Annotated in this window: 8 protein-coding genes; all 8 read left to right on the plus strand. The window is 74.8% G+C overall.

All coding sequences use genetic code 11. The features are described from left to right. The first annotated feature begins 574 nt into the window (after positions 1–574). Positions 575–7,972: a type I polyketide synthase gene (locus LZ495_RS27590; protein WP_235055620.1), complete on the plus strand. Its 7,398-nt coding sequence runs from the start codon at positions 575–577 to the stop codon at positions 7,970–7,972. After that, entirely contained in the window at positions 7,969–12,807 is a 4,839-nt protein-coding gene (locus LZ495_RS44220; protein WP_268823411.1) for a type I polyketide synthase, read from the plus strand. Before LZ495_RS27590 ends, LZ495_RS44220 begins: the two co-directional genes overlap by 4 nt. After that, positions 12,804–13,136 carry a phosphopantetheine-binding protein gene (locus LZ495_RS27610; protein ID WP_235055621.1) on the plus strand — a complete coding sequence of 111 codons (333 nt, stop codon included), beginning with the start codon at positions 12,804–12,806 and terminating at the stop codon, positions 13,134–13,136. The genes LZ495_RS44220 and LZ495_RS27610 overlap by 4 nt, the downstream gene beginning before the upstream one ends. A 1-nt stretch (position 13,137) precedes the next feature. After that, positions 13,138–14,037, plus strand: coding sequence for an alpha/beta fold hydrolase (locus tag LZ495_RS27615; RefSeq protein WP_235055622.1), 900 nt, complete (start codon positions 13,138–13,140; stop codon positions 14,035–14,037). Next, the gene (locus LZ495_RS27620; protein ID WP_235055623.1) at positions 14,034–15,197 is read left to right on the plus strand and encodes a glycosyltransferase; all 1,164 of its coding nucleotides are present in this window, start codon (positions 14,034–14,036) and stop codon (positions 15,195–15,197) included. Before LZ495_RS27615 ends, LZ495_RS27620 begins: the two co-directional genes overlap by 4 nt. Next, entirely contained in the window at positions 15,194–17,047 is a 1,854-nt protein-coding gene (locus tag LZ495_RS27625) for a class I SAM-dependent methyltransferase (RefSeq protein WP_235055624.1), read from the plus strand. The genes LZ495_RS27620 and LZ495_RS27625 overlap by 4 nt, the downstream gene beginning before the upstream one ends. 229 nt (positions 17,048–17,276) lie before the next feature. Beyond that, on the plus strand, positions 17,277–18,326 hold the full coding sequence (locus tag LZ495_RS27630) for a GHMP family kinase ATP-binding protein (protein WP_235055625.1): 1,050 nt from the start codon (positions 17,277–17,279) through the stop codon (positions 18,324–18,326). A gap of 278 nt (positions 18,327–18,604) precedes the next feature. Then, entirely contained in the window at positions 18,605–19,237 is a 633-nt protein-coding gene (locus LZ495_RS27635) for a hypothetical protein (protein ID WP_235055626.1), read from the plus strand. The last annotated feature ends 276 nt before the right edge of the window (positions 19,238–19,513 follow it).

A 19,513-nucleotide genomic window follows, 5' to 3' on the forward strand; every position in this document is an offset into this window, starting at 1 on the left:
CGGTTGCACCGTGCCGCACAGTGGTGTGCGACGGACCCCGGGTAATCACTGGTGCCGTTAATCCCCCAGCATTTTCGGCAACGAACCATGCCCGGAAGGCATAGATCGCGGAGTGCGGGACGCGGACTGCAGTCCGGCGGCGGCTCGCGCGCGTATGCCCCGTACGCCACACACATACGCATGCGTATGGTGAGCCTTGCGTTTCCCCTGGTCAGAACGCGTTCTACTACGAAAGTCCTGGTGAGGGCAGGGTAACCAGGGCCGGCCCGCCAACGACCGCAGGGTCGGCCCCCGTACCGGCGGGGTCCCGCGGCCGGCCCGGGCGGGCACCCTTGACAGCCCCGGACGGCGCCCGCACGATACATCGAGCCGAACCGATGAACGCAATTCCGGTTTACCGGCGCCGTACTCAGGAATTCCGCACCACCTGCTGTGACGTGTTTTATCCAGTGTGCCAGGTGTTTGTTTCGACTTGTTTGGACGACGTTTTTCTCGCCGCGATCCGTAGCCGTGCGCCGCATTTCCGCGGACCCGGCGCACGGCTGCCGGGCATGCCCGGGAAGGAGCCGCACCCATGCCGCCTGCCACCGCACGCCGCGATCTCGTGCTCGCCGTCGGCCCGTTCGAGGAGCCGAACGGACCGCTTGCGGTGGCCGCCCACCGCGCCGGCGCGCTCGGCGTCGTCGACCTCGGCCGGGACCGGGCAAGGGCTTTGGCCGCACTGGCCGAGGTGAGCCGCCGCCCGGAGCGGTCCTTCGGGGTGCGCGTGCCGCCGGGCTGCCCGCTGGCCCCCGGCGACCTTCCCGAGGCGGCGGATGTCGTGGTCCTGGCGCACGGTTCGCCGTGGCCGGTCGCCGCGGCCGGGCCCGGGCGGCGCGTCCTCGTCGAGGTCGTCTCGCCCGAGGAGGCCCGGGCGGCGGCCGCGGCCGGCGCGCACGGCCTGATCGCGGTCGGCCACGAAGCCGGCGGCCGGATCGGCGACTTGACCACCTTCGTGCTGCTGCAGCACCTGGTCGCGGATGCCGGACTGCGGCTTCCGGTGTGGGCCAGGGGCGGCATCGGCCCGCACACCGCCGCGGCGGCCGTGGCGGGCGGCGCCGCCGGGATCGTGCTGGACACCCAGCTCGCCCTGCTGGCGGAATCCGCACCGTGCCTGCCGGACCCGGTGGCCGCGGCATTGCGGTCGATGGACGGCGGGGAAACCGCCGTCCTGGAGGGACACCGGGTGTATTCCCGGCCGGATCTGCCGCTGCATCGGCTTGCGGATGCAGCGGCGGCGATCGGCGGCGTCGGGTCCGTGCTCGGGGCGCGCGGCCTCGACCGGCAGTTGCTCCCCGTGGGACAGGACGGAGCACTGGCCCGACGCTTTGCCGAGCGGTACGGCACGACCGGGCGGGCCGTTCGGGCCGTCCGGTCGGCCGTCACCGCGTCCCTGGCCGCGGCCGTGCGGCATAGGCCGCTGATGCCCGGCACCGACCGCGAACTCCCGGTGGTGCAGGGCCCGATGACCCGGGTCAGCGACCGCGCGGCGTTCGCCGACGAGGTCGCCGCGGGCGGCGGCCTGCCGTTCCTGGCGCTCGCCCTGATGGACGGCTCCTCGACCCGGCAGCTCCTCGAGGAGACCGCCGCGCGCCTCGGCGACCGCCGCTGGGGTGTCGGCCTGCTGGGCTTCGCGCCGCCCGAGCTGCGCGACGAGCAGCTCGCCGAAGTCGCCGCGGTCAAGCCGCCGTACGCGCTGATCGCGGGCGGCCGCCCGGACCAGGCCGCGCCCCTGGAGGCGGCCGGCATCCGGACCTACCTGCACGTGCCCTCCCCCGGGCTGCTCGACCAGTTCCTGCGTGCCGGGGCCCGCCGGTTCGTGTTCGAAGGCCTCGAATGCGGCGGCCACGTCGGCCCGCGCGCCAGCTTCCCGCTGTGGGAGGCGCAGGTGGACCTGCTCCTCGCACACGCCCGGCGCACCGGCCGCGCGTCCGACCTCGACGTGCTGTTCGCGGGCGGCATCCACGATGCGCGCTCCGCCGCGATGGCCGCCGCCGCGGCCGCGCCGCTGGCCGAACTGGGCGCCCGCATCGGGGTTTTGATGGGGACCGCGTATCTGTTCACCGAGGAGGCCGTGGCGGCCGGGGCGATCCTGCCCGGCTTCCAGCAGGCCGCGGTCGACTGCCGGGCCACCGAGCTGCTGCAGACCGCACCGGGGCACGCCACGCGCTGCGCGGGGACCCCGTTCGTGTCCGCGTTCGCCGAGGCCCGAGCGGACCTGGAGGCGCGCGGCGTTCCGCACCGCGAGATGTGGGCGCAGCTGGAGGAGCTGAACCTGGGCCGGCTGCGCATCGCGAGCAAGGGCGTGGTGCGCGACGGTGCGGCGCTGGTGCAGGTCGACGAGGAGACGCAGCACCGCGAAGGGATGTTCATGCTCGGCCAGGTCGCCGCCCTGCGGGGTGCGCCGACCACGGTGGCCGAGCTGCACGGCGAGGTGACCGAAGGGGCGACCGCGTATCTGGCGGCGCGCGCCCAGGTGTTGGGGATCGTGGAGGAGGAGCCGGTGGCCGAGGCCGAACCGCTGGACGTGGCGATCGTGGGCATGGCGTGCGTGCTGCCCGGGGCCGCGGACCTGGAGGCGTTCTGGCGCAATGTGGTGACCGGCGCGGACGCGGTGACCGAGGTGCCGCGGGAACGCTGGGACCACGACAAGTACTTCGATCCGGCGGCGGTCAAGGACCCGCTGGGGAAAACGCCGTCCAAGTGGGGCGGGTTCGTCCCGCCGATCCCGTTCGACGCGCCCGCATACGGCATCCCGCCGGCGTCGCTGGCCTCGATCGAGCCCGCGCAGTTGCTCGCCCTGCACGTCGCCTCGCGCGCGCTGGACGACGCCGGGTACGGCGACGGCCGCGAGTTCGACCGCGGCCGCACCTCGGTCATCTTCGGCGCCGAGGCGGGCACCGACCTGGCCGGGGCGTACGGCTTCCGGTCGCTGTACCCGGCCTACTTCGGCGACCTGCCCGCCGACCTGGACGCGCAGCTTCCCAAGCCCACCGAGGACTCCTTCCCCGGCGTACTGGCCAACGTCATCGCCGGGCGCATCGCCAACCGCCTCGACCTGGGCGGCGTGAATTACACCGTGGACGCCGCCTGCGCGGCCTCGCTCGCCGCGCTCGACCTGGCCTGCAAGGAGCTCGTGCAGGGCAGCAGCGACGTGGTGCTGTGCGGCGGTGTGGACACCCACAACGGCATCAACGACTTCCTGATGTTCTCCTCGGTGCACGCGCTTTCCCCGTCGGGGAGGTGCGCGACCTTCGACTCCGCGGCGGACGGCATCGCCCTCGGCGAGGGTGCCGCCTGCCTGGTCCTCAAGCGCCTCGAGGACGCGGAGCGCGACGGCGACCGGGTGTACGCGGTGGTCAAGGGCGTCGGCGGGTCCAGCGACGGCCGCTCGCTCGGCCTGACCGCGCCGCGGCCCGAAGGCCAGCGCCGGGCGCTGGAACGCGCGTACGCCCGGGCCGGCGTCTCGCCCGCGCAGATCGGCCTCGTGGAGGCGCACGGCACCGGGACCGTGGTCGGCGACCGCGCCGAACTGGAGACGCTGACCGAGGTGTTCACCGCGCACGGCGCGGCGGCCGGGGGCTGCGCGCTGGGCTCGGTCAAGTCGCAGATCGGGCACACCAAGTGCGCGGCGGGCCTGGCCGGGCTGATCAAGGCCACGCTGGCGCTGCACCACGGCGTACGCCCGCCGACCCTGCACGTGCGCGAGCCCAATGCCGCGTGGGACCCGGGGACCAGCCCGTTCTTCTTCGACGGTCAGGCCCGCCCGTGGGCCGAGGAGGACCCGGCGCTGCGCCGCGCGGGAGTGAGCGCGTTCGGGTTCGGCGGCACCAACTTCCATGCGGTGCTTGCCGGGCACGCGGCTCCGGTCCGGGAATGCGAGGCCGACGTGCTGGGCAGCGCGGCGCTGGCCGAGTGGCCTGCGGAGCTGTTCTGCTTCGCGGGCGAGGACCACACCGAGGCGGTGCGCGCGCTCGACAAGCTCGCCGCACTGCTGGACGACCGTGCCCCGCGCACCCTGCGCGGGCTCGCCGCCCTGGCGGCGGAGACGGTCGCGGCGGCGGCCGGGGCGCCCGTGCAGGTCGCCCTGGTCGCCGCCGATCTCGAGGACCTGCGGGTCAAGCTGGCCCGGGCCCGGGACGGCGTGGACGACCCGGCGGGCGAGGTGTTCCACCGGCGCCCGGCCGGGGCCGGCGCGGACCGGGCGGCGCCCGGGCAGGTCGCGTTCCTCTACCCGGGCCAGGGCAGCCAGCGACCCGGCATGCTCGCCGACCTGTTCGTGGCGTTCCCCGGGCTGCGCGATGTGCTGGGCGAGGCCCTGCCCGCGACCGTCGAGGCGATGTTCCCGCCCGCCGCGTTCACCGCCGCGGACCGCGAGGCCGCGCACACCCGCATCACCGACACGCGCACCGCGCAGCCCGCGCTCGGCGTGGCCGAGGTGGCCATGACGCGCCTGCTGGCGAAGCTCGGCGTACGGCCCGACCTCGCCGCGGGCCACAGCTACGGCGAGCTGGCCGCGCTGTGGGCGGCCGGTGCGTACGACAGTGCGACGCTGCTGCGGCTGAGCAGCGCCCGCGCGGCGGCCATCCTCGGGGCCGCGGGCACCGATCCGGGGGCGATGGCCGCGGTCGCGGCTCCGGCCGAACGGCTCGGCCCGCTGCTGACGCTGCTCAACCTCAACAACAACCTGATGCCGGGCAGCAACGGCTCCGGGCCGCGCGGCGGGGTGGTCGCGGCGAACCTGAACACCCCCGCGCAGACCGTGATCTCCGGGCCGACCCCGGCGCTGGAGGCCGCGGTGGCCGCGCTGGAGGCCGAGGGCATCCAGGCCCGGCGGCTCCCGGTGGCGTGCGCGTTCCACAGCGCGGTGGTGGCCGGCGCGTCCGGCGAACTGGCCCGGGTGCTGGCCGATCTCCCGGTCGACGCACCGCAGTTCCCGGTCTGGTCGAACGGCACCGCAGCGGCCTACCCGCGCGATGCGGAAGCGGTGCGCGGGCTGCTGGCCCGGCAGGTGGCCGAGCCGGTGCGGTTCGTCGAGCAGATCGAGGCGATGTACGCGGCCGGGGCCCGCGTCTTCGTCGAGGCGGGGCCCGGCCGGGCGCTGACCGGGATGGTCCGGGCGATCCTCGGGGACCGCCCGCACACCGCGGTGGCGTGCGACGTGCCCGGCGAGTCCGGCCTGCGCCGCCTGCTGGCGGCGCTGGCCGAACTCGCGGTCGCCGGTGTGCCGGTGGCGGTCGGCGAGCTGACCCGGGGCCGGTTCGGCAGCGCCGACACGCAGCCCGCCAAGCTGCCCGCGTGGCAGGTGGACGGGCATCTGGTCCGGATGGCCGACGGCACGCCGGTCGCGGGCGGGCTGCGGCCCGCCGAGCCGGTCCGGCCTCCGGTGGTCGTGCAGGCCGCCGGAGGCGGGACCGCGGCGGCGGCGACCGCACCGGACCCGCGCGAGACCGCGGTACTGCAGTACCTCGCGGGGGCACGGGAGTTGGTCGCGGCGCAGCGCGACGTACTGCTCGGGTTCCTGGGGACGGGTCCGGCGCCGCAGTACGTGCCGGCACCGGCGGTGCCTGCCGCCGCGTACTCGGCTCAGCAGGCTCCGGCGCCCGCAGCGCAGACGGCGGCTGCGGCTCCGGCCGCAGCCGATCGGCAGGCGGCCGCGGCGCAGGCCGAACCGGTCGCCGCCGTAGTGGAGTTGCTGGATGCGGAGCGCGCGCTGGATGCCGTCCTGGACGTGATCGGCACGCGCACCGGCTACCCGCGCGACATGCTCGACACCGGCCTGGACCTGGAGGCCGACCTGTCGATCGACTCGATCAAGCGCACCGAGATCATCGGCGAACTCGCCATGCGGCTGGACATGCTGGACGAGGCGCTCGTGGAGCGGCTGGCCCGGGTCAAGACGATCAGTGCGATCGTCGAGGGCCTGGTGGAGCACGCCGCGGGCCGGGCGGGCGGCGGCGAAGCAACGGAGTCGGCGCCGGCCGCGGACGGGTCGTCCGAAGCCGGCGGATCCGGAGCGGTGATGGAGGCGGCCGAGGCGGCGTCGGGCTGGTTCGCCCGCCCCGGCGGCGCCGACGAGACCGCGCCGACGCCCGACCCGGACGACGCGTCCGCAGTCGGCCGCGGAGCGGTTGCCGGATCGGCGGCTGCGTCCGCGGCAGCAGCCGATGCCGGGGCTGTTTCCGCGGACGAACCGGACTCCCGGAGCCGCTGGTTCGAGCGCGGTGCGGGTGCCGGGCCGGACGCGGGCGCGGGGGCACCGGCCGACCCGGGCGCGAGCGCGGGCGTGGGCGTGGGCGCGGGCGTCGGTGCGGCGGCGGAGCGGGCCGTGTTCGGCGGGATAACCGCATCGGGCAGCGCCGCCGCGCAGCCCGACGGGGTGCCGCTGCGGCACGTCGTCGACCTCGTCGAATACACCGTCGCGCCGTACACCGCCGAGCAGATCGCCCGGGCGGTCTACGCCAAGTCGGTGGTCCTGATCGCCGACGCGCACGGCATCGCGCTCGCGCTCGCCGATCTGCTGGAGCGGCACGGCGCCTCCGTGCGCATCGCCGAGCCCGGCCAGGCGCTGCCCGACGCGCAGGCCGATGCGCTGGTGCACCTCGGTGCCCTGCGTCCCGACGAACTCCCGGTTCTGCTGGATGACTTCGGACTGATCCGCGATGCCTTGACGGGCGGTGCCCGGCATCTGGTCCTGGCCACCGGCTGCGGCGGCGCGTTCGGCCGCGACCCCGGGCAGACCGCGGAGGGCGCGTACGCCGGGATCGGCCTGGCCGGCTTCGGCCGGACCGCGGCGCACGAGTACCCGGACACCGTCGTGCGGGTCGTGGACGTCGACCCCAAGGAGGAGCCGGGCGCGATCGCCGCGCAGCTGCTCGGCATGCTGGCCGAGGTGCCGGGCGACGGCTCCCCGGTGGTCGTCGGGCTGGGTTCCGCCGTGCCCGCGGCACCCGGTGCTCCCCTGGTGCGCCGGGCGCTGGACGTGCGGGTGACCGAGATGCCCGCCGCGGCGCCGGTGCCCGGTCTGGGCCGCGACTCGGTGGTGCTGCTGACCGGCGGGGCGCGCGGGATCACCGCGCGGATCGCGGTCGGGCTGGCCGCGGCGTACGGCTGCCACATCGAACTGGTCGGGCGTACCGCGGACACCGGGCCCGAGGACCCGGCGATCGCCGCGGTGACGGACAAGGCCGCGCTGCGGGCTGCGCTCATCGCGGCCGGGCTGCGCAAGCCGGCCGCCATCGAGGCCGAGATCGCGCAAGTGCTGGCCCGGCGCGAGGTCCGCGCCACGCTCGACGCCCTGGGCCGGCATGCCGCGTCGGTGCGGATCCACGCCGCCGATGTGCGCGATGCGGCGGCCGTGCGGGACGTGGTGGCCGATGTGTACGCCCGGCACGGGCGGCTGGACGGCATCGTGCACGGCGCCGGGATGCTGGACGACCGGCTGCTGAAGGACAAGTCCGAGGAGTCGTTCGCGCAGGTCTTCACCACCAAGGTGGTGGGTGCGCAGGCGCTTGCCGATGCGGTGCTGGGGCGTCCGGTGCCGGCGCGGCCCGGGTTCATGGTGCTGTTCGGCAGCGTCGCGGGCGTGTTCGGGAACCGCGGCCAGGCCGACTACGCGGCCGCCAACGACGCCCTCGACACGCTGGCCCACCTGTGGCGGCACGCGCCCGGTGCGGAGTCGCCCGCGGACCGCGTGCTCGGACTGGACTGGGGTCCTTGGGCGGCGGCCGGCGGCGGGATGGTGACCGCGGAACTGGAGCGCCACTACGAGCGGCTGGGCATGCCGCTGATCGCCCCGGACGCGGGCGTGGCGGCGATGCTGGCCGAGCTCGGCTCGGGCACCGGCGCGCAGGCCGTGTACCTGTGCCCGCCGCGGACCGCCGCGGCCGCCGACGCGGGCGACGCTGCGCCGGCTCCGGAGGCCGGGCGATGACCGGAACCCGCGGCAGCGGCCGCGGCGGCGGCGACCAGGGCCCGCGGCCCACCGATGCGGCGATCGTCGGCATCGGCGCGGTGTTCCCGTCCGCACCCGACGCGCCCGCGTTCTGGACCAACATCGAGAAGGGCGTGGACGCCATCACGGACGTCCCGCCGAACCGCTGGGACCCTGACGTCTACTTCGCACCGGAGGCGGCGACCGGCCCGGTGCACGCCGACCGGTTCTACTGCCGCAAGGGCGGGTTCGTCGACGAGTACGCGACGTTCGACCCGACCCGGTTCGGCATCATGCCGGCCGCGGTGGACGGCGCCGAGCCGGACCAGTTGCTCGCGCTGCGCACCACCGCGGAGGCGATCGCGGACGCGGGCGGCGAGGACCGGCTGCCGGACCGCAGCCGTATCGGGGTGGTGTTCGGGCGCGGCGGCTACATGGGCGTGGCCACCGCACGGCTGGACCAACGCGTCCGTACCGCACATCAGTTGGTGTCGGTTCTGCGGCAGGTGGCGCCGGAGTTCGACGAGGCCAGGCTCGGCGCGATCCGCGAGGCGTTCCAGTCGGCGCTGGGCCCGGAGCGGCCGGACGCGTCGATCGGCCTGGTGCCCAGCTTCACCGCGTCGCGCATCGCGAACCGGTTGGACCTGGGCGGGCCGGCGTACACCGTGGACGCGGCCTGTGCGACGTCGCTGCTCGCGATCGACCACGCGGTGGCCGAACTGGCTTCCGGGCGCTGCGATGCGGTGATCGCGGGGGCCGTGCACCACTGCCATATCGCGACGTTGTGGAGCGTGTTCACGCAGTTGCGGGCGCTCAGCCCGGCGATGCGGATCCGGCCGTTCGACCGGGCCGCGGACGGCACGCTGATCTCCGAGGGCACCGGCGCGGTGGTCCTGAAGCGCTGGGCGGACGCGCTGCGCGACGGGGACCGGGTGTACGCGGTGGTGCGCGGGGTCGGGGTGGCCAGCGACGGCCGGGCGGCGAGCCTGATGAGTCCGCTCGCGGACGGTCAGCAGCGGGCACTCGACCGGGCCTGGCAGGCCGCGGGCCTGGACCCGCGCCCGGCCGGGGCGCTCGGGCTGCTGGAGGCGCACGGGACCGGGACGCCGCTCGGCGACGAGGTCGAACTCGACACGTTGGCAAGGGTCTTCGGGCCGGGTGGCGGCGGTGGACCGGATGTGGTGCTCGGTTCGGTCAAGTCGATGATCGGGCACGCGATGCAGGCCAGCGGCATGGCCGGGCTGCTCAAGGCGGTGTACGCGGTGCACCACGCCACGCTGCCGCCGACCCTCAACGTGGACGATCCGCACCCGGGGCTGGCGCGTACCCGGATGCGGCTGATCGGCGAGTCCGAGCCGTGGGAGGCCGGGCCGGGCGAGGTCCGCCGCGCGGCGGTGAACGCCTTCGGCTTCGGCGGCGTGAACACGCACGTCATCGTCGAGGAACCGCCGGTCGGGGCCAGGGTGGTGCCGCTGCCGGTGGACCGCCTGCGGATCGGCCTGGCGGCGGAACCGGCGGCGGCCGCCGCGGGTGATACGTCGCCCGACGCCGTCGGACCTGCGCGTACCGCGACGTCCGAACCGCCGGTCCCCGACCTGTCCGACGTCCGGTCGCCCGATCTCCTCATGCTCACCGCGGCCGACGCTGCCGAGATGGCGGCGCTGCTGGCCGACCCGCGGCTTGCCGAGGGCGATCCGGCGGCCCGGGTCCGCGCGGCGGCCGGTCTCGGCCGGGCCGACGGGCCGTGCCGGCTCGCGCTGGTCGACCCGACCCCGCGGCGCCTGGAACTTGCCGCGCGGGTCGTGGCCCGCGGCGAACCGTGGCGCGGGCGCAGCGACTTGTGGTTCACGCCGCGTCCGCTGCTCGGGCCGCATGCCGCGGTTCCCGGGCGGGTCGCGTTCCTCTTCCCGGGCCTGGAGCCGGAGACGCAGCCGCCGCTGCACGACGTCGCGGACGCGTTCGGGATGGCCCGGCTGCCCGCGCAGGACACCAACGACATCGTCGGACGGGCCCTGGAAGCGCTGGGCAGCGGACGCCTGCTGGCCGCCGCGCTCGACCGGCTCGGCGTCCGTGCCGACGTCCTGGCCGGGCACAGCCTGGGCGAGTGGACCGCAATGGTGGTCGCGGGCATGTACCCGACCAGCGCGGTCGACGTCTTCCTCGACTCGCTGCGGCCGGGTTCGCTCGCGGTGCCCGACCTGGTGTATGCCGCGGTCGCCTGCGGTGCGCCCCGGGCCGCCGCGGCCTGCCAAGCGGTGGGCGGAGTCGTCGTCTCGCACGAGAACTGCCCGCATCAGTGCGTGGTGTGCGGTCCCGCGGACGCGGTGCGCCGCGTGCTGGAGGTACTGCGCACGGACGGCGTGCTGGGGCAGGAGCTCCCGTTCCGGTCCGGGTTCCACACGCCGATGTGGGAGCCGTACCTGGACCAGGTCAGGGACGCGTTCGGGCGGCTGCCGCTGCGTGCGGCGGAGGTGCCGGTGTGGTCGGCGACCAGTGTCGCCCCGTACCCGGGCGGTGCCGCGGAGGTGCGCGACCTGACCATCCGGCACCTGCTGGAGCCGGTGCGCTTCGGGGCGCTGGCGGAGCGCTTGTACGAGTCCGGGGTCCGCGCCTTCGTGCAGGTGGGCGCGGGCAGCCTGGGCGGGTTCGTGGACGATGCGCTGCGCGGCGCGGACGTCCTGACGGTGGCCGCGCACGGGGCGCGGCAGCCGGGCCTCGCGGGGCTGGTGCGGGTCCAGGCGGCGTTGTGGGCCGAAGGACTGGCGGCGGCTTCGCAGCGGGACGGCTCGGACGGGCCTGCCGAGGTGCAGACCGGTAGGGGCAGTGCCGTTGGTGGCAGCGGCAGTTCCGCTCCGGGCGGCGGCGGCAAGGCTCCGGTCCGGCGTACCGGTCCGGCGGTGCGGCTCGACCTCGGGTCGCCGATCGTGCGCCTGGACGCCGACGCGGTTCCGGCCGCTCCCCCGGCCTCCGCGCCGGTGCTGCGGTCCGTGCCGGACCTGCGCGGATTCCCAACACCGAGCCCGGTGCTCGCGGCGTTCGCGGCGATCCTGGACGAGGCCGGCGATGCGGCGGCGCGGACGATGGACGCGTGGCAGCTCGCCGGCCCGGGAGCCGCAGCCGTACCCGCGCCCGCGCCTTTGGCTTTGCCTTTGCCGGGGGCAGCCGCCGGGGCGGGTGCGGCGTCGCCGCAGCCGGCCGCCGCAGAGGAGCCGCCGCTGCGCTTGTCGCAGCGCCGCGAGTTCTCGCTCCGCAATCTCCCCTACGTAGCCGACCACTGCATCTACGAGCAGCATGACGACTGGGCGGACGACTCCGACCGGTTCCCGGTGGTCCCGATGACCACGCTGCTCGATCTGACCGGCGAGGCAGCCCGTGCGCTGGTGCCCGGGCGCGTGGTGTCCGGGTACGACGAGGTCCGCGCGCTGCGCTGGCTGCCGGTCGCACCCGCGACCGATGCCGAGATGACCGCGACGCGGCTGGACGCGGACCGGGTGCGGGTGGAGATCGCCGGGTTCACGTCCACGGTGGTCCGCCTCGCCGAGGCCGCCGAAGCACCGCCGAAACCGGACCGGACCCCGCTGACCGGCGAGGTGCCGGCCCCGGTGCGGGCCGCGGCGCTGTACGCGGACCGCTGGATGTTCCACGGCCCGGGGTTCGCGGGGGTCGACGAGGTGACCGCGGTCGGCGACGACGGGATCCGCGGTGTGCTGCGCACGCTGCCGGCGCCCGGCGCGCTGCTCGATGCCGCGGGCCAACTCTTCGGCCACTGGATGCAGTTGCGGCTGCCCACGGACCGGCTGGTGTTCCCGGTGTCGGTCGACCGAGTGCGCTTGTACGGGCCGCCACCGCGCAACGGCGACCGGCTGCTGGCCACCGCCCGGATCCGGCACGTGACGGCCACGACCGTGCGCGGCGACGTCGAGCTGTGCGATGCCCGGGACGGGATGGTCCGGGCCCGGCTCCTCGGCTGGACGTACCGGCGCTTCGCGGCGGACGAGCGCGTGTGGCCGATGAAGTTCACCCCGCACACCACCGGTGTGGGCGAGCCGCAGCCGGAGGGCTGGGTGCTCGTGCGCACCCGCTGGCCGGACGCCGCTTCGCAGGAGCTGGTGATGCGCCGCTATCTGGGTGCCGCCGAGCGGGCCGAGTTCGCGACCCGGCCGCCGCGTACCCGGTCGGGGTGGCTGCTGGGCCGCATCGCGGTCAAGGACGCGGTGCGGCGCGCGCTCTGGGCCCGCGGCGAAGGGCCGATCTATCCGGCGGAGGTGCGCGTGGCCAACGACGAGAACGGGCGTCCGCTCGCGGAACGCGTTTTCCCCGGCGAGGAGTTCCCGGTCCGCCGGGACAAACTGCACGTGTCGCTCGCGCACAAGCACCGCCTCGCGGTGGCGTTCGCGGACCGGGTGCCGGTCGGCATCGACATCGAGGCGCTGACCGGGCATCCGGAGTCCCTGGAGCAGGTGGCGCTGGCCCCGGACGAGCGCAGCCTCCTGGACCGGCTGGCCGCCGGGGACCCGGACGCCCGGCAGGAATGGCTGGTCCGGTTCTGGTGCGCCAAGGAAGCCGCCGGCAAGGCGGACGGCACCGGGCTGGCCGGCCGGCCGGCGCAGCGCCGGGTCGTGCGCGCCGACGAGGACGGCCTGGTCGTCGCGGTGCCCGGCGGCCCGGACCGCGAGGTGCGGACCAGGACCGTCGCCGACGGCGCGGACCGCTACGTCGTCGCCTGGACGTCCTCCTCCCCGGCCTCGTCCCCGTCCGCCCCGCCGGCCGCGGGCGGCCACCTGACGATCCCCTCCTCTGTCACCGTCCCCCCGAGCCCCCTGGAGTCGCCGTGACCGCCGAGACCGCAGTACCCCCGACCGCGGCGTACGCCGCCGACGCCGTGCTCACCGAGGTGGTCGGCCTGCTCGTCGAGGTCGTCGGGGACGAGATCCTCATCGCCACCGAGATCGACCGGGACTCGTCGTTCAACGAGGACCTGGCTGTGGAGAGCATCGAGTTCGTGGCGCTGGCCGAGAAGTTGGAGGCGCGCTACGGCGCGCGGGTGGACTTCATGGCGTTCCTCTCCGAGATGGAGATGGACGAGATCCTCACCATGACGGTGGGCACGCTCGTCGACTACATCGCCGCGCAGCCGGCCGGCGAACCGGGCGGGGAGGTCTGAGATGGCCGACGTCCAGGCGAACGGCCTGCGCTTCCACGTCCAGCACCTGCGCGGCGGCCGCGCGTCGACCGACCGGCCGACCGTGGTGCTGCTGCACGGGCTGGTCCTCGACAACCTGTCCAGCCTCTACTACACGCTCGCCCCGCCGATCGCGCGCGCCGGCTTCGACGTCCTGCTGTACGACCAGCGCGGGCACGGCATGTCGGACGGCGCGCCGACCGGGTACGACGTGGACACCGCGGTCGACGACCTGGCCGCGGTGCTCAAAGCCTGCGGGGTCACCGGGCCGGTGCACCTGCTGGGCAACAGCTACGGCGGCCTGATCGCGCTGCATGCGGCGTACCTGCACCCGGAGTCGGTGGCCAGCCTGATCCTGGTGGAAGGGCAGTGCCTGGACCCGGCGCACAGCGGGCTGCGGCCCGCGGCCGGCGGGTACCCGGGCGGCTGGGTGGAGGACGTCGCCAACACCTTGAACCTGATCGCGATCGGCCTGGAGTGCAACCCGCTGGGCGGCGACCTGGGGTCGCGCGGCGCGCGCAAGGCGGCCCGCATGCGGGCGGGCGCGGACACGCTGCTCAACCAGACGACGCTCATCGAGGACATCTCGACCGTACGGCTGCTCACCCCGGGCGAGCTGGCGCAGGTGAAGTGCCCGACGCTCGCGCTGTACGGCGGGGCGTCCGACCTGGTCGACTCGGGGCCGATGCTGGCCGGGCAACTGCCGGACTGCACCCTGGAGATCTTCCCGGGGGCGGCGCACGCGCTGCTGCGCGACGCGCCCAAGGAGCTGCTGGCGTCGGTGCTGCGGTGGCTGGAGACGCACTCCCCCGCGGCGCCGCAGTTCACCGGCAGTGCGGGGGGCTACCGGCTGCCCGCGTCCGGCGGCGAGGGCGCCCCGTGAGATGCCTGTTCGTCGTGCCGCCGTTCGCGGGGCACGTGAACCCCGCGGTCGCGGTGGCCGCCGAACTGACCGCGCGGGGCCACACGGTGGCCTGGTGCGGCCCGCCCGAGGTACGCCGGCTGCTGCCGCCGGACGCCGTCCTGCATCCGACCGCGGAGGCGCCGGACGGCGGGTTCGGTGCGCTGCACGCCCGGTGGCAGGGGCTGCGCGGGGTGGCCGCGCTGCGCTTCCTGGTGGAGGACGTCCTGGTGCCGCTCGCGTACTCGATGCGGGTGGGCGTGGACGACGCGATCCAGGCGGTGCGCCCGCATGTGGTGCTGAGCGACCAGCAGGCGTTCGCGGGCGCGATCGGGGCGGAGCTGCACGGGCTGCCCTGGGCCACGTCGGCGACCACGTCGGTGGAGTTCAGCCGTCCCTTCGAGGGCTTCCCGAAGGTGCATGCGTGGGTGCGCGACCGGATCTGCGCGGTGGCTGCCGACGCCGGTCTCGACGACGGCTGGGACCCGCGCTTCTCCCGGCACTTGGTGCTGATCTTCTCCACGCCGGTCCTGGCCGGCACGGAGTCCGAACCGCCGGCGCACCACCGGTACGTGGGTCCGGCGTTCGGCGCGCGGCCCGCTCCCGTCCACTTCCCCTGGGAGCGGCTCGCCGCCGACCGCCGCCGCGTCCTGGTCTCTCTGGGCACCCTCAACAGAGAGGCCGGGACGCGGTTCTACCCGGCGGTGGTGGCGGCGACCCGGGAGCTGGCGGACCGCGTGCAGGTGGTCCTGGCGGCCCCGGAACACCTGGTCGGGTCCGGCGACGAGCATGTGCTGGCACGTGAGTTCGTGCCGCAACTCGACCTGCTGCCGCACCTGGACGCGGTGGTCACACACGGCGGGCACAACACCGTGTGCGAGGCGCTGGCGTTCGGGCTGCCGCTGGTGGTCGCGCCGATCCGGGACGACCAGCCGCTGGTGGCCCAGCAGGTGGTGGCGGTCGGGGCGGGCGTACGGGTGCGGTTCGGGCGGGCCAGCGTGCCGGAGATCCGGGACGCCATCACCGCGGTCCTGGATCAGCCGGATTACCGCGCGGGGGCGTTGCGGGTGCGCGATTCGTTCGCGGCGGCCGGCGGCGCGACTGCGGCGGCGAACGCGCTGGAATGGCTGGAGGCGTCATGAGCTTTGGTTTCACGCCCTTCCCGTGGCTGGCGCTGATCGTGCTGCTGGTGCTGTTCTTCGGCAGCTTGAAGTCGCGGGGGCGGCTGCGTCGGCTGCCTGTGCTCTCCGTTTCCGCTGCGCCGGCCGACGGTGATTCCTCGGAATTCCGTGCCGTGACCGCCGTCGGGGTGCGGTTGGAGGCGGAACTCGTCGGCGCCGCGGCTGCGTACGCGCGGCGCGAGGGACTGCTCGTCCTCGACCTGGTGCCGGGAGATATGCCGGTCGAGCCGCTCATGGACCTGCTGCACGATGTGGATCCGGTGGCCTTCCGCACGGATCCGGTCGCGGCGGGGCGCGGGGCGGGGCATGCGCTGCTGGTGCACGAGAGCGTCTTGGCGCGGGCCGAGGTCGACCGCCTTGAAGGCCTCTCGACCGTCGAACTGATCGCCATGACAGCGAAGTTGAAGCGGTACGCAGCGCGCGGGACGGGCCACGCGGTGGCCCCCGGACTCGCGGCGATCGCGCCCGACCCGCGCATGGTGAAGGCCCGGATGCGGGCGCTGGGCGCTCCGCCGGCCGCGGTGCTGGCCGGGTACGTCGGCGAGGCGGGCGCGTTTGCGGGCGCGACGTACACGACGCCGTTCTGGGGCCTGCTGGCCTTGGCAACGTGGTGGCTGCAGCCGTACGCCGTCCTCACCGGGCAGACTGCAGTCCGGCCGCGCGGGGCGCATTTCTCGACGCTGCTACGGCCGTTCCTGGCGGTGTGGCGTTGGGTGCGGGCGGTCTCCGGTCCGGCCGCGCCGCCCGCGATGGACAAGGCCGAATTGGCCGTGAAGCGCGCGGGGTACGCCGAGGCGGTGGCGGGCGGGATCGAGCACTTCTTCGAGGAGCGCCGCGACGACTGCCCCTGGTGCGGGTCCGGGGATCTGCGCGTACGGGTGCGCCTCAGGGACCGCCTGCAGGCGAAGCCGGGCCGGTTCTCCCTGGAGCAGTGCCGCACGTGCGGGCACATCTTCCAGAACCCGCGGCTGTCGCTTGCCGGACTCGATTACTACTACCGGGACTTCTACGACGGGTACGGCGCGCGGGGCGCGGAGGCGATGTTCGCCACCATGCGGCGCCAGTACAACGGGCGTACCACGCTGGTGAAGCGGCATGCGTCGCCCGGGCGTTGGCTCGACGTGGGCACTGGGCACGCGCACATGTGCCTGATCGGGAAGTCGGCCCTGCCCGACACCGTCTTCGACGGCCTGGACCTGGGGGCGGGCGTCGAAGAGGCGGCCCGGCGCGGCTGGGTCGACCATGCGTACGTGGGGCAATTCCCGGACCACGCGGACACCTTGGCCGGGGCGTACGACGTGGTGAGCATGAACCACTACCTGGAGCACGCCCGCGACCCGTTCGCGGAACTCGACGCGGCCGCGAAGGTCGTGCAGCCGGGCGGGCACCTGCTGGTCGAGATCCCCGACCCGGAGTGCTGGTACGCCAGGCTGCTGGGCCGGCACTGGCACCCGTGGTTCCAGCCTCAGCACCAGCACTTCATCCCGGTCGGAAACCTGAGCGACGCGCTGGCGGCACGCGGGTTCACGGTGGTCGAGGTCGAACGCGGCCCGTCCCACCAGGGCGGGCTGCTCACCGCCGCGCTCACCCATGTGGCCACCGGCCTGGCCCCGGACCCGCAGGCCCCGTGGCGGCCGCGACCGGCCGGGGTGCTCGGACGGACCCGGCGGGTGGGCGTCATCGTGCTGCTGATCCCGGCGTACATCGCCGCCGCGGTGCTGGATGCGGTCGGCGGGAAGGTCGCGGGCCGCTTCGGCCGGGCGGGCGGCAGTGACGCGTACCGCTTGTTGGCCCGCAAGGACCCGGGCTGAGCCGGGCTGCAGCGGCGCGACCCGAGTCGGCATGGGCTCCAGCCGGGCCCGGCCCGACCGAAACGAACCGAGCCGGCATGGACCCGGGACAAGCTCGGCCGCCCCACCGGCACGTGCCAGGTCTGCGCGAGCAAGAGCAAGCCCTTCCAGGCGAGTCCGTATCGGCCTTCACCCGGTCCGACTCCATCTGTCGACCCACCCATCCCTCCCCACGAGAGGAACGTCCCTGATGTCCTTGATGGACCAGCGCGACGCAGCACCGGTCTTGAGAGTGGTGCCGTACACCTTCGCGCAGGCGTTCGGGTACGCCCCTGCGGGCGTCTGGGCCGCGCCGTACGCGCTGCGCTTGTCGGGGGTGCCCGGCCGCAACGGGATCGTCACCGCGGTCGGCTGGCAGGCGGTGATCGCCGCCGCCCCGCGCACCGACGGGCTGCTGCGCGTCGGCTCACTGAACCGGCCGGGCGACGCGGTCGAGATCGCGATCCACGAGACGGGCCACGAAGTACCGTCCTGGGCAGCGCCCATCGTCGACACCGCACACGCCCTCGGGCGCGTCGCCGGACCGCAAGCGGGCATCGACATCGTCCTGCACGCCGACCTGCCCGAGGCTGCCGGTCTGGCCCCGTCGGCACCGCTGTCCTGCGCCACCGCGCTGGCGTGGACGGCGTTCCACGGCCCGCAACTCGCGGTCGCCGCACTCGACGCCCTGCTGCGGAACGTGGTGCCGCCCCCGTCCGACACCGCCGACGCGGACGCCTTGCGCAGCGCGGTGCTGTACGGCGGCGACGAGCGTGCCCTCCTGGTCGGCCCGGCCGGCCCCACGGGCGAGGTCCCCCTCGAACTGAACGCCGCAGGCCTGCGCGTGATGCTGGTGATCCCCCGCGACAAGGGCGTACCCCACACCCCGATGGCCTCCGTCGTGGAATCCCTGCGCGGTGCCCGCGACGAGACGGAACGCGCCCAACGCATGGAAGCGTTCCTACGGGATCGCGAACTCCCCCGCGGCCTAAGCCTGCTGACCGCCTCCCACCTCTCCCGGGTACCCGGGTACGGCACCGGCTGGGCCGAAGCCGATGCCACGGTCGACGCCGTGAAGTTGGCCGGCGCGGTGGGCGCCCGACTGGCAGGCGGCGGAGGCTCGGCAGTCGCGGCGTTCGTCCCGGGATCGCTGCTCCCCGGCATCCGGGCCGCGGTCGTGAACGCCTTCCGCGACCGAGGCCGGCTCACGCCGAGATTTCTGACCGCGTCAGGAGGCCCTGCCGCAGCCCCGGTGACGTGAACCTGCGTGCTGCGGCCGACCGCGGAGTCCCACCTCACACGCCGGAACGAGCCGCCACCGCCCTGACGGTGTCCGGCAAGACGAAGCAGGCTTGCCGCCGCGGATCCACCGGCCGACCTTCGCGCCGCTACCGCAAGCGCACCGGACGGCCCGGTCCGCGGCACCGCAGCAGGACGCACTGACCACGGCAAAGTCACCCCGCGAGGCACGGGCGCACGGCATGATCACTTCGGGCTTTCGCCCGCTTGCCGTGCCTGCCCCCCGAAGGAGACCGTGCCGTGCCCTCGCATGACCGAGAAGCAGCGCAGACCCGTGGCGTGCTGCTCCGCATATTCGACGGCTTCGACGCCGAGTTGGCCGCCGTCGAGGAGCGCGTGGCGAGGGCGGGCTCGCCGGCCGCCGCGGTGGCCCGTACCGCGGACGCCGCACGCATCCGCGACGGATTGCGGGCCGGCGATCCGACCGATCTCTTCCTGGACCCCACTCCGGTCGGCTGGTTCACCGCGCAGCTCGCCCAGGCCTCCGCATGCCTGCCCGCCGGACCGGGCCAGGGCTTCGGCCCGGACGCCTCGGGCCGGTACACCGCACCGTGCCTGTTCGACCCGCACCACGGTCCGGCGACCGTCAGCGCACTGTGGCAGCCGTCCCCGGACCTGCTCCCGCGGCCGGTGCTGTGCTGCCCCGAGGACGCTGCGCGGATGGCCCGCGGCGAGGCTCCCCAGGCCCATACGTTCGCCACCCTTCGCGGCCCCCGCCCGATCTGGCAGTGCGACGACCGCTTCCTGGTGTTCTGGCTGCTGGGCCACTTCACCCTCGCGGGCTGGGAGCGCCTGGAGGCCTCCCTCGCCCACACGGCTTTCTCTGCCCCGCTGAACTACGTGACGACCCACCAGTGGTCCAAGGGGAACTAGCAGAATATTCGCGCGTATTCGGTCAGCCGCGAAGCACCACCGCAGACGCGGGGACGAGCCACCAGGCACGTTCGTAGTCGACATCCCGCCGAACGAATCGACGTACCCCGTCCGCGCCTCCGGGGGGGGTGGGCGCGGACGGGGCCTGTCTTAGTGGTCCTAACAGAACGATCTTTGGCAGTGTGACGTTCGGCGGCTTGGGTCGTTGAACGGTTCGTGCGCAAAGGGGAGTTGCGTCCGTGGGTCGTCTCGGACGAGTTGTGGGCCTTGGTCGAG

Source organism: Yinghuangia soli, assembly GCF_021502675.1.
Taxonomy (GTDB): Bacteria; Actinomycetota; Actinomycetes; order Streptomycetales; family Streptomycetaceae; genus Yinghuangia; species Yinghuangia soli.